The organism is Lacipirellula limnantheis (assembly GCF_007746075.1).
In the GTDB taxonomy this organism is placed as follows: domain Bacteria; phylum Planctomycetota; class Planctomycetia; order Pirellulales; family Lacipirellulaceae; genus Lacipirellula; species Lacipirellula limnantheis.
Window position 1 is genome coordinate 2,714,151 of record NZ_CP036339.1, and the last position, 12,674, is coordinate 2,726,824.

Here is a 12,674-nt window from a genome sequence, read left to right on the forward strand (position 1 = left end):
CTAGGTCGCCACTGGCATCCTGCCAGTGAGAAGTGCCGAGCGAGTTTCCACTTCCGCACTGTCGACACGCCAGTGGCACCCTTCCTCGACGAACTATCTGTAGTTAACTCTTCTTCGAGTCAAATGAAATGAGCCAGCAAGATCTCGGCCTCGTCAACTTTTCGCCGGAACCCCATAGCGTTGAGCTGCGCGAGATTCCGCGGGCGACCATCGGCGATGATCAGGTGCTGATGGAGGTCCAGGCGATTGGCGTCTGCGGCAGCGATCTCCATATGTGGACCGCGCAGCAGAGCTGGCAGGTCAACTATCCGGTGGTGCTGGGTCACGAGTTCTGCGGCATCATTCGCGAGGTCGGCCGCGGCGTGACGGGATGGAAGGAAGGGGATCGCGTCGTCAGCGAAACGGCGGCGGTGATCGATCCGACCAGCCCGTTGACTCGGCAAGGCTTGTATAACCTCGATCCGAATCGTCGCGGTTACGGGGCGATGATCGATGGCGCCATGCGGAGTTATGTGCCGGTGCCGGCGCGGATTCTGCACCGGATGCCGGAGGGGATGGCGTTCGAGCAGGCGGCGCTTACCGAGCCGTGTTGCGTGGCGTTCAACGCGGTGGTGAACAATGTGCGGATTCGGCCGGGCGACCGCGTTGTGGTGCTCGGACCGGGCCCGATTGGGATTCTGGCGGCCGCGATGGCCCGGCTGTGCGGCGCGTCGGTGGCCATCGTTGGTTTGGAGAACGATCGGGCGCGCTTGGAAGTGTCGCGGGCGTACGGCTGCGAGCCGATCGTCGGCGATCCGGCCGAGTGGGCGCGGGCGGTCGATGGCCTTGGCGCCGACGGCGTGGTCGATGCGACCGGCGTGTCGGTGGCGCTGGCGACAGCGCTCGACGTGGTGCGGCCTGGCGGGTGGATCAGCAAGGTTGGTTGGGGGCCGCAGCCGCTGGGGTTCTCGCTCGACAAGCTCGTGCAGAAGAACGTGACGTTGCAGGGGAGCTTCAGCCACAACTGGCCCATCTGGGAGCGCGTCATTCACTTGATCGCTAGCGGGACGCTCGACGTGCGGCCGATTACCGGCGGCGTCTGGAAGCTGGCCGATTGGCATGAAGCGTTTGAGATGATGCACTCGGGACGGATCGTGAAGGCGGTGTTGACGCCGGTGTAGTGGGCGCGCCGAACGGTGTCGGGAGCCTTTTGCCACTGCAGGTTCTCTTTTCAAACGCGACTCGCCAGTGGCAAAAGGCTCCCGACACCCTCCCATGCGACTTCAAAACAAATCCATTCTTGTCACCGGCAGCACCACGGGCATTGGCGAGGCGATTGCACGGCGGGCGATTGCCGAGGGCGCCCGGGTGATCGTTCACGGGCGTGACGAGGAACGCGGACGGGCGCTCGTCGCGGAGTTTCCGGGGCAGGCGACGCTGGCGATCGCTGATCTGGCCGATCCTGCCGCGGCGCCGCAGCTAGTCGACGCGGCGCTGAAGGCTTACGGCCAGCTCGATGCGATCGTGAACAACGCCGCTTGGGTCGTGCGGAGCGAGCTCAAGAACACCGACGCGGCGATGTTCGACAAGGTGATGGCGATCAACGTGCGGGCGCCGATGTTGCTCGTGCAGGCGGCGTATCCCCATCTCAAGCAGACGCGCGGCTGCGTGCTGAACATCGGTTCGATCAACGCCTACACCGGCGAGGGGAATCTGCTCGCGTACAGCGTCTCGAAAGGGGCGCTGATGACGCTGTCGCGGAATCTGGCCGATTACCTGTGTTACGACCAGATTCGGGTCAACCACTTCAACGTCGGTTGGGTGCTCACCCCCAACGAGTACGAGACGAAGATCAAAGACGGCCTGCCGAAGAATTGGCCGGACGAGCTGGAGCCGCAATTCGCGCCGTCGGGGCGGATTATGAAGCCCGAGGAGATTGCCGCGGCGTCGGTCTACTGGCTGAGCGACGAGAGCCGCCCGATCAGCGGGAGCGTCGTGGAGTTGGAACAGTACCCGATCATTGGCCGCAACCCCACCAAACGAGGCGATTGATGCCGAAGCTGGCTGCCTTTCCGAAGGCGTTCATGGACCCGTTGTGCCTCACCGGCGAGATGAAGATCGCCGAGTGGATTGAGCTGGCGGCGACGCTGGGCGTGCCAGGGCTGGAGTTTTACAGCGGCTTTCTCGAACTGAAAGATCGCGCGGCGTGGGGCGAGTCGCGGCGGATCGCCGAGGGGCAGGGGATGACGATCCCGATGCTTTGCTGCTCGCCCGACTTCACGCATCCCGATGCGGCGTTCCGGCAGCGGCAGATCGAGCAGCAGGTTGGCTGGATCGAGATGTGTGCGGAGCTGGGAGGAAGCTATTGCCGCGTGCTGAGCGGGCAGCGTCGCCCCGAGGTGAGCCGCGATGACGGATTGCGTTACGCGGCCGACAGCATCATGGCCTGCACGCCCGCGGCGGCGGAGCGCGGAGTGACGTTGATTATTGAGAACCATTATAAGGACAACTACTGGGAGTATCCCGAGTTTGCGCAGAGCATGACCGACTTCTGCGATCTGGTGGCGATGATCGATTCGCCGCACTTCGGCGTGAACTATGACCCCAGCAACGCGCTCTTGGCTGGGGACGATCCGATCGAACTGTTGCGGCGGGTGAAGCACCGCGTCGTGACGATGCATGCGAGCGATCGATATCTAGCGGAGGGGACGCTGGAAGACTTGCGCCGCGAAGAGGGCGCCGTCGGCTATGCCAAGCGGTTGCGGCATGGGGTGATTGGCAAGGGGATGATCAATTACGACGGGGTCTTCAGCGAATTGAGCGGCGTCGGGTTCGACGGGTGGATCAGCATCGAGGATGGCGTCGACGGGATGCCGCAGCTGCATGAGAGCGTGGCGTTTTTGCAGCGGAAGATTGGGGAGTACTGGCGCTAAACCGCAAGCGGCAATTCTAGCCGTCGGGCCACGCCCGCCGGGCAACGGCGGATAGAACTTTTCTCTCATTCAGTGCGATGACCAACATTTCTGCAAAGTCGACTCCGCTCATTCTGGGCTTTGGCGAGGCGCTGTTCGACGTCGTCGACGGCGATGCCATTCTCGGCGGGGCGCCGTGCAATTTTGCGGTGCATGCGCAGCAGATGCTGGCGACGGGAACTGGGGCGAATGTCGGCGGGCAGGCGATTCCGGTGAGTTGCGTCGGCGATGATGCGCTGGGGCGGCGCTTGCGGAGCGAGGTGGCGACGCGGGAAGTGAACGTCGACTATCTGCAGGTCGACGCTACTTTGCCGACTGGCACGGTCGAAGTGGAACTCAACGCCGAGGGGCATCCGACGTACGACATTTGTCAGGGGGTGGCGTGGGACGGGATCGCGTTCACGCCGGAGCTGGCGGAGCTTGGTGCGCGGGCTGACGCGATTTGTTATGGGACGCTGGTGCAGCGGACGGCGGGGAGTCGCGGGACATTGCGTTCGCTGTTGGAGGCCGCTATGCCGCAAGCGGCCCGCGTTTGTGATTTAAATCTGCGGGCGCCGCATTACACGCCAGAAGTCGTCGAGGAGTCGCTGCGGTGGGCGACGGTGTTGAAGCTGAACGACGATGAATTGGCAATCGTCGCAAAGATGTTCGAGCTCGCGGCGCCGGCGGGCGACTTGCCTGCGACGATCGAGGCGCTTGCCGGACGGTTCCCGCAATTGACGACGATCGCCGTGACCGAGGGAGCGGCTGGCGCTCGGTTGTGGCATGGCGGGAAGCACTTTTCCGCTGAACCGCCGCGCTGCGAGCGCGTGGCGGGGGCCGATTCGATTGGCGCCGGCGACTCTTGGTGCGCGGCGCTGGTGATTGGCCTGTTGCGCGGCTTGCCGCCGCAGCAAATTCTCGGCTGGGCCAATCGGGTGGCGTCGTTCGTGGCGTCGCAGCGCGGGGCGACGCCGACGTTGCCGGGCGTTTTGCTCTCACCTTCCGCCTAGCTTCACCCCAGTTAGTCCTTCTGACTCCCTTCCTCAAGGGGAGGGGACCAGACGGTCCAATTTATGTGCCGCCGCACTCGTCGCATGCGCGGTTTACACCGGTCGTACCGATTGCGCCTATCGCGTCGAGTTGGCCTTCTTGCGAAGGGCGTCGGGTAAAGCGCCGTGGGCGGGTTATATTTTTGCGTCCGCGATGTTTATAAAACCCCCCATTGTCTCTCCCCGCCATGACTGCTCGCCATCTTGCCGCCGCCGTGGCGCTGTTGTTCGTCGCCGCCACGGGCTGCCGTGAGAAGGCGCCCGCCAAGGTTGCTCAGGCGCCGGTGGTTCGCACGGAGACGCCGATTTCGCGCGAAGTGGGCGACTACGTCTACTTCACCGGGCGGTTGGAAGCGGTCGAGTCGGTGGAAGTGCGGGCCCGCGTGACCGGCTATCTGGTGAGCATCGACTTTCAGTCGGGCAAGCCAGTGAAGGCTGGCGATCGGCTGTTCAAAATCGATCCGCGGCCGTACCAGGCGCAGCTCGACGAAGCGAACGGGCAGGTGGCGCTGGCGAAGGCGAGGCTCCAGCTGGCGGTCGCCGACAATGCCCGCGCGAAGGAAGTGGCCAAAACGCCCGGCGCGATCAGCCAACAAGACGTCGACAAGTACGAAGCCGCCGAAGAGGCGGCTGCCGCGCAGGTGACCGCCGTCCAGGCGGCCTCGGAAGTGGCGGCGCTCAATCTCAGCTTCACCGACGTCATCTCGCCGGTCGACGGCATTGTCAGCCGGAACTTGCTGACGATCGGCAATCTCGTAACGCAGGACCAGACGCTGTTGACGACTGTTGTATCGCAAGATCCGATTTACGCCTACTTCGACGTTGATGAGCTGACGCTCTTGCGGGCCGAGCGCTTGATCCAGGCGAAGAAGATCGAGTCGACGGCGCAGGGGGCCGTGCTGCCGGTGGAATTCGGGCTGGCGAATGAAGGGAACGACTATCCCCATGCGGGAACCGTCGACTTCATCAACAACCAGATCGATCCGTCGACGGGGACGCTCGAACTACGCGGCGTCTTTAGCAATCCGCTGCTGACGCCGGCGGGGCCGCGGATGTTCAAGCCGGGCGAGTTTGTGCGAATTCGACTCCCCATGGGACCGGCGGAGGAGTCGCTCGTTGTGTCGCAGGCGTCGATTGGCAGCGACCAGGGAAAGAAATACCTGATGACGTTGAACAAAGAAAATGTCGTCGAATACTCGCCCGTGACGCTTGGTCCGCAGCAACCGGATGGGATGCAGGTGGTCCTGCCGATCAATATCCAACGGACGCCGGAAGGGGTGCGTTACGCCCTGGAGGGCGAGCCGAGCGAGCCAAGTATTTCGGCCGACAGCGTCATCGTCGCCGAGGGGCTGCAGCGGGTGCGGCCTGGCGTGAGGGTCGATCCGAAGCCAATAGTTCGCGATCCGCTGGGGACGCTGCCGGCGGATGATCAGACGCCCTCCGCTCCCGCCCCGCCGACCGCCCAGGCGGAAAAGCCGGCGCCCGCCGACAAGAAGTAACTCCGGCTCCTGCCGTTCCCGCCTAGCATCCTTCCCGATCTCCCCCCGCAGCGCCCCGCCATGTTAGCCCGATTCTTCATCGAGCGACCGATCTTCGCCTGGGTGCTGTCGATCGTCATTTTATTGGCGGGCGGCGTCTCGGTCGTCACGCTCCCTGTCGCGCAGTATCCAGACATCACCCCGCCGACGGTGCAGGTGACCGCTTCGTACCCTGGCGCCAGCGCTCAGGTGGTCGCCGATGCGGTGGCCGCTCCGATCGAGGAGCAGGTCAACGGCGTGCAGGGCTTGCTCTACATGTCGTCGCAGTGCACGAACGACGGCGCCTACAACCTGACGCTGACGTTCGAACTCGGCACCGATCTCGACATGGCGACGGTGCTGGTGCAGAACCGCGTGTCGTGGGCGATGGCCCAGTTACCGCTGCAGGTGCAGTTGCAGGGAATCAACACCAAGAAGAAGTCGCCGAGCATCTTGCTGGCGATCAATCTGATTTCGCCTGGCGGGACGTACGACGACATTTATCTGAGTAACTACGCCACGATCCAGGTAAAGGATGAAATCTTCCGCCTCGACGGGGTGGGCGACATCACCTATCTCGGTGAGCGCGACTACAGCATGCGGGCGTGGCTCGATCCGCAGAAGATGACCAGCCGCAACATCACCGTCAACGAGGTGATTCAGGCGGTACAGAATCAGAATATGCAGGTCGCCGCCGGCCAAATCGGTCGGCAACCGGTGCCCGAGGGGCAGCAGTTTCAGCTGACGCTCACGACGCTCGGGCGGCTGCAGGATCCCGACCAGTTTGGCGACATCATCGTCAAAACGAGCCAAGGGAACGACCAGACGGGTCGGCCGGCGTCGCAAGTGGTTCGGCTGCGCGACATCGCGCGGGTGGAACTGGGCGCCCAGCAGTACGACCAGATCTGCAAGCTCGACGGCATGCCGTCGGTGGCGCTCGCGATTTTTCAGGAACCTGGCTCCAACGCCATGAAGGTGGCGAAGGAGATCAAGAACAAGATGGCGGAGTTGAAGCAGAGCTTCCCCGCCGACCTCGATTATCGCATCGTTTACGACACGACGCCGTTCATCACGGAGTCGGTCAACGAAGTGTTCAAAACGCTCCGGGACGCAATCATCCTGGTGGCGATCGTCGTGCTCTTCTTCCTGCAAGACTGGAAGGCGATGATTCTGCCGATGATCGACGTGCCGGTGTCGCTGGTGGGCGCCTTCGCGGTGATGGCCGTCATTGGCTTCAGCTTGAACAACCTGACGCTGTTCGGCCTGGTGCTGGCGATCGGCATCGTTGTCGACGATGCGATCGTGGTGCTGGAGAACGTCGAGCGGCAGATGGCCACGGGGCTCGACGCGAAGACTGCCACGATCAAGGCGATGGATGAAATTACCGGGCCGATCGTCGCGATCACCCTGGTGCTGTCGTCGGTGTTCCTGCCGAGCGTGTTCATGCCGAGCATCTCGGGCCAGTTCTACCGGCAGTTCGCCTTGACGATTTCCGCGGCGATGGTGATCTCGGCCATCAACGCGATGACGCTCACGCCGTCGCGGGCGGCGTCGGTCTTTAGCACCGAACATGTCGACGAGCATGGCGAGCCGATCCGCGAGGCGTTGCCGTGGTGGATCTTCTGCCTGTTCGGCGGATTGCTGACCTACTGGGTCGGCGCGAATTATCTCGGCGAGTGGTTTGGCCACGAGGCCCCCGCGACTGGCGGACATGGGGACGAGGCCGGCCCCGGTTGGACCATGACGCTAACGTACTTCGTGCCGGGATTCGTCCTCGGCGGGTTCATCGGCAAGTTGATCATCTTGCCGGTGAATCGAGTGCTCGCGAAATTCTTCGGCGGCTTCAATCGGCTGTTCGATCGCATTACCGAGGGATATAGCGCGATCGTGAAGCGCTCGCTCCGTGTAAGCCTCATGGTGCTGGCGATCTACGGCGGGCTGCTCTACCTGACGGCGCACGAATTGACCGTGGCGCCGAAGGGGTTCATCCCAACGCAAGATCAGGGCTACTTGCTGGTCAACGTCCAACTCCCCGACTCAGCGTCGGTGCAGCGGACCGAGGCGGTGATGGATCGGCTCGCCGGGATCGCGCTCGGCGATCCGAAGGACCCGTCGCGGCCGGGCATCCCCGGCGTGCAGCATATGATGTCGGTCGCCGGCCAGTCGGTGTTGCTCAGCGCCAACGCCAGCAACTTCGGCTCCTGCTTTTGCATTCTGAAGCCATTTGAGGAGCGAACCTCGCCCGACGAATACGACGCCGTGGTGGCGGAGAAGCTCCGCGCCTTGGTCGCCCAAGAAGTTCCGGAAGCGCAGATCAGCGTCTTCCGTGCGCCGCCGATTCAGGGTCTTGGCACGTCGGCTGGCTGGAAGATGCAGATTGAGCAGCGCGGCTACGTCGACTTGCATCAGCTGCAGAGCGACGCCGACGAACTGGTGGCCCAGGCGAACGCCGACCCCGAGTTGCTGGGCGTCTCGACGATGTTCCGGGCTGAAACGCCGCAGATTTATCTCGACATCGACCGGACCAAGTGCGAATCGCTCGGCGTGGCGATGAAAGATGCGTTCGATGCGCTGCAGGTCTTCATGGGGGGCTACTACGTCAACCTCTTCAATGAGTTTGGCCGCACCTGGCAGGTGAATCTCTCGGCCGAGTCGCAGTTCCGCACGCAGGTCGAGGATCTCAATCAGCTCTACGTGCGCAACCGCTTCGGCGATATGGTCCCGCTGGCCACCCTCATGCAGGAGCAGGACATCGGCGGTCCCGTGATGGTCAATCGCTACAACATGTACGCCTCGGCCTCCGTGCAGGGGGCCCAGGCGCCGGGGGTGAGTTCCGGCACGGCGATGGCTGCCATGCAACGGCTGGCCGACAGCCTTGGCCTCTCCTACCAATGGACCGAAATCGCGTATATGGAGCAGGAGCCGGTCACGGTCGGCACGTTCGAAGTGTCGGCCGGCATGGTCGGCATCGCGGTCTTCGCGCTTGGCGCCATTCTGGTGTTCTTGGTGCTGGCCGCGAAGTACGAAAGCTGGAAGCTGCCGTTCTCGGTGATTTTGGTGGTGCCGATGTGCTTGCTCTGCTCGGTGACGGGCATGCTGATCGCGTCGCTGCCGGTCGATATCTTCGTACAGATCGGCTTCATCGTGTTGGTTGGTTTGGCGGCGAAGAACGCGATCTTGATCGTCGAGTTCGCCCACCAGTTGCACTTGGAGGGTCAGCCGCTGGCCGAAGCGACGGTCGAAGCCTGCCGGCTGCGGTTGCGGCCGATCATCATGACCAGCTTCGCGTTCATCCTCGGCGTCGTACCGCTGGTGCTGGGACGCGGGGCAGGGGCCGAGATGCGCAATTCGCTCGGCACGGCGGTGTTCAGCGGGATGATCGGCGTGACGTTCTTCGGGATTTTCTTGACGCCGGTGTTTTTCTATGTGCTGGAACGATTTGGTCGGCGGAAGAAAGAGGCTGCGGTCGCTTCGACCGACAATTCAGCCTCCGGCTCGGCCGGGGGGTAGCACACATTGCGGGACGATGCCTACCGATGTGGTGACCGATCCCCTGGGGGAGCCAGGGTCTGCAATTATGGCGCTACGCGCCAACTTCTAGCGCTGCCGGTTGCACCAGCGACGGCTGCGAACGCGAATCGGCCGCCGGCGGCGTCGGGACGACGGGGCCTGGCGCTGGTGCAGGCAAAGGCAGGTTTTCGGGACGGGCCGGCGCGTCGGGCACTAGGCCATCTCCTGTTTCGTTAACCGGCGGCAACGCCTCCGGACCCTGCGATTCTTCCAATCGAATCTGCCAACCGCCGCCGAGCGCCCGGTAGATTTCGATCAAGCCCAGCGCGATGTCTCCCTCGGCCTGCGCGTAGAGATCTTGCTGCGACACCAGGTTCTGTTCGATGAGCGAAACGCGGTTGAAGTCGATCATGCCGAATTCGTACTGCGTCAGCGCGACGTTGGTCGCCCGCACCGAGGCGCTGACGCTTGCGTCGAGGAAGGTCGCCTGTTCTTGCGAGCGCAGGAACTCGACGAGCCCCGATTCGACTTCAGCGTTCGCTTCCAGCACTTTGTTCTGGTAGAAGGCGATCAGCTCGGCCAGCCGAGCATCCTGAATCCGAATAGCGTTCAGGAGCCGGCCGTAGTTCAGCACGTTCCATTGGAAGCTCGGGCCGACGGAGCCTTGCAGCGCTTCGCTGGTAAATAGGTTCGAGGCATTCTGCGCCGACACGCCGATGGCGCCGGTGATGCCGATGTGCGGATAAAGCTCCGAAACAGCGACGCCGACTCGCGCGCTTTGCGCGGCGACGTCACGTTCGGCGCGGCGAACGTCGGGACGCTGCGCAAGTAAATTCGCCGGGATGCCGACGGCGACGGCCGTCGACGCCGTGGGAATATCGCCGGCGCCGATCATGCGGTCCAAATCGGTCGGCGGGATGCCCATCAGGATGCAGAGCCGTAGCTCGGCCTGCCGCAGCGGGATTTGGAATTTAGGGACGAGCGCCTGCGTCTGCGCGAGGTTGCTCTTGGCCTGGTCGACGTCGAGTTCGCTAACCATGCCGCCGGAGAATTTGGCACTGACGATCTTCAGCGTCTCGGCCTGCAGCGTCTCGTTGGCACGGACCAGTTGAATTTGCTTTTGCAGCGTGCGGACTTCGACGTAGGCCTGAGCCACGTCGGCCAGCAGGGTGACGAGGATCGCGTCGTAGCTTTCGATGGACGCATCGAGATCGGCGTCGGCGGCCTCGATCGCGCGGCGATACCGGCCCCAGAAGTCGAGTTCCCAACCGAGATTGAAGCCGCCGTCCCATTCGTCGAAGAAGCGATCTTGCAGAAAGCCCGTATTGGCCGCTTGCGTGCTCATCGCGTCGCGCGAGTAGCCGCCAGCGACGTCTTGGGTTTGCGGAAAGATTTCGCCGATTGTCGCGGCTCGCACGGCGCGGGCCCGCATGACGCGGAAGCCTGCTTCGCGCAACGTGAGGTTCTGATTGACCGCATTGTTGATCAGGGCGTCGAGCGCGGGGTCGTTAAAGACCGTCCACCAGCGCTGGAGATTGGGCGGTTCCTCGCTGATGCGCACGTCGCCGGCGTCGATCCAGTCGGCGGCGACGGGGGCGGCGGGCTTGCGGTAGTTGGGGCCGACCTTGAAGCCGTTGTATACGTATTCCCGCCACGGCGTGCAGCCGCAGGTAGCGACCAGCGCGACTGCCAGCAACGGCGAACGGCGAAGGCCCCCTGACATCGGTCGATCGTCCCCCCCGAGACATCGGCGCAGTGCGAACCGTGCGCGGCGATCGCTGGGTCCGCCCAGATGAGCGCGCACGAAGTCCGCTGTCCGTCACTATCGGCAGGATCGCGAGAGTCGATCTAGTTTTTCACTGTCTCCACCGCGCTGAGGGGGCAACGCCTCGCGGCCAATTCGACGCCCTAACGCGCGGCGCGCTCGCCGTTCCTCGGATTGCGGAAGTTGTGCGGGCGCCTAGAATGCGGAAGTCGCTAGCCGCACGCTTGCTGGCGGCCTCGCCGCTGCGAGCCCCTTCCGCCGCCGAAATTGCCTCCCTTGAGCCACACCCCGCCATTGCAGCGCTTTGATGGGGCAGTCGTGCGTCCGGCCCTCGCGGTTGGATGGGACGGCCCGGCCTGCGGGGCCAGACAGAGATGAGCGACGCGCCCAACGACCCCGAGTCGCTGCTGGCGCTCGCCCCGCCGGAGCAACTTCCCGTTCCCGCGCCGGTACCCGAGGAACTGACCCATACTGGAGTCGATCTGCGCTCGACCGTTGGCGCCAAGCTAGCGACCGTGATGTTTCTGCATCACTTCGCGATCTCATCTTGGATCGTGACGCTCAGCAGTTACGTCAACGCGAACTCGGGCTCCGCTGGCTTGGGAATCTTCACGGCCGGATTCGTTGGCACGGTCTATGGCGCCGGGCCGCTGGGGGGGATGATTTCGCCGTTTGTCACTGGTTTGCTAGCGGATCACTGGTTCGCCACCGAGCGGCTGATGGCGGTTCTCAACCTCGGAGCAGCCGCAGCGCTGCTGGCGGCCATCAACGCGGACTCGCAGACGACGTTTTACTTGTCGGCATTGGCGTACCACGTTTGCTTCATCCCAAGCTTTGCGCTGGCGACGTCGATGTCGCTGCACCATTTGAAGCGGCCGGAGCGGGATTTCCCCGTGATTCGCGCTTGCAGCACGTCGGGGTGGATTGCATCGGGGGTCTTCATCGGCTGGGTTTGGCCTGAGATTACCGGCAACTCGATCGAGGCGACCGCCATTCCGCTGCGCATCGCGTTGGGGGCCCAACTGGTGACGGCGGTTTTTTGCCTGGTGCTGCCGCATACGCCGCCTGCGAACAAAAAGAGCCCCGCTGGCGGCTTCTCGCTGAAGGCGACCTTTGACTTATTGCGCGAGCCGCGGTTCCTGCTGTTGCTGGCGCTGGCGGTGCTGGCGCATGCTCCCGCTCAGTTTTATTACTCGTATCTCAACGTCTATCTGAACACGTGGATCGGCATGGCGAACGCCGCCGCGAAGATGGCGCTGGGGCAAGTGGTGGAAGTGGCGTGCATGGTGGTTTTGCCGGCGCTGCTGATGCGCATCAGCGTGAAGACCTCGATCCTCATTGGTCTCTCGGTGTGGACGCTGAGGTTCTGGCTGCTATCAGCGTCGGCGTCGCCTGCGATGTGGGGCCGTGACGGTTGGATTTACTTCGCGATTCTGGTTCATGGCGTGGCATTTACGCTGGTATCGATCTCGTTGCAGCTCGACGTTGACCGATGTGCGGGGCGTAAGCGACGCGCGACTGCACAAGGTTTGTTAGCAATGTCGATGTCGGGGGTGGGAAGCTTTGTCGGGGCCCAGCTAGCAGGAGAGGCTGGAGCTCGACTGCTGCCGACGGAACTGGCGGACGCTACGGCGGGGGGATGGACGTCGTTCTGGATGCTGCCCGCGTACATGACCGGCGGCGTGCTGGTGGTAGCGCTGCTCTTTTTGCCCCAAGATAAGAGGCAGTAAAGGCTTATGACTTTTGCTGGGCGGGCTGCGCCGGCGTCGGCCCGAATTTCCCGCCAAACTTCCCATCTTCCGAGGTTTTTTGTTTGCACCTTCCCGAATCGCTGCTACAATCGGCACCAGGGTCGAACTACAACTTGCTTTTCACTCGGATCGTGCGCCCAAGCAACAGC

General features: G+C 63.4%; 8 protein-coding genes. 7 read left to right on the forward strand and 1 reads right to left on the reverse strand.

The genetic code is table 11. From position 1 onward, the window contains the following. Window positions 1–128 precede the first annotated feature (128 nt). From I41_RS10695 to I41_RS10720, 6 genes are all read left to right on the forward strand, one after another. Window positions 129–1,160: a zinc-binding dehydrogenase gene (locus I41_RS10695; protein WP_145432536.1), complete on the forward strand. Its 1,032-nt coding sequence runs from the start codon at window positions 129–131 to the stop codon at window positions 1,158–1,160. A gap of 94 nt (window positions 1,161–1,254) precedes the next feature. Beyond that, complete coding sequence (locus I41_RS10700) at window positions 1,255–2,031, forward strand: SDR family oxidoreductase (protein ID WP_145432537.1); 777 nt, start codon at window positions 1,255–1,257, stop codon at window positions 2,029–2,031. Then, on the forward strand, window positions 2,031–2,912 hold the full coding sequence (locus I41_RS10705) for a sugar phosphate isomerase/epimerase family protein (protein WP_145432538.1): 882 nt from the start codon (window positions 2,031–2,033) through the stop codon (window positions 2,910–2,912). The genes I41_RS10700 and I41_RS10705 overlap by 1 nt, the downstream gene beginning before the upstream one ends. A gap of 77 nt (window positions 2,913–2,989) precedes the next feature. Next, window positions 2,990–3,943 carry a PfkB family carbohydrate kinase gene (locus I41_RS10710; protein ID WP_145432539.1) on the forward strand — a complete coding sequence of 318 codons (954 nt, stop codon included), beginning with the start codon at window positions 2,990–2,992 and terminating at the stop codon, window positions 3,941–3,943. A 227-nt stretch (window positions 3,944–4,170) separates the two neighbouring features. Next, window positions 4,171–5,481, forward strand: a complete 1,311-nt coding sequence (locus I41_RS10715) for an efflux RND transporter periplasmic adaptor subunit (RefSeq protein WP_145432540.1) — start codon at window positions 4,171–4,173, stop codon at window positions 5,479–5,481. Window positions 5,482–5,541: 60 nt separating this feature from the next. After that, entirely contained in the window at window positions 5,542–9,009 is a 3,468-nt protein-coding gene (locus tag I41_RS10720) for an efflux RND transporter permease subunit (protein WP_145432541.1), read from the forward strand. Between the two features lie 73 nt (window positions 9,010–9,082). Here the strand turns inward: I41_RS10720 and I41_RS10725 are convergent, their stop codons facing one another. Then, on the reverse strand, window positions 9,083–10,732 hold the full coding sequence (locus I41_RS10725; RefSeq protein ID WP_145432542.1) for an efflux transporter outer membrane subunit: 1,650 nt from the start codon (window positions 10,730–10,732) through the stop codon (window positions 9,083–9,085). Window positions 10,733–11,148: 416 nt separating this feature from the next. Between I41_RS10725 and I41_RS10730 the strand changes: the two genes are divergently transcribed. Continuing rightward, complete coding sequence (locus I41_RS10730; protein ID WP_168206801.1) at window positions 11,149–12,504, forward strand: MFS transporter; 1,356 nt, start codon at window positions 11,149–11,151, stop codon at window positions 12,502–12,504. Window positions 12,505–12,674 lie beyond the last annotated feature (170 nt).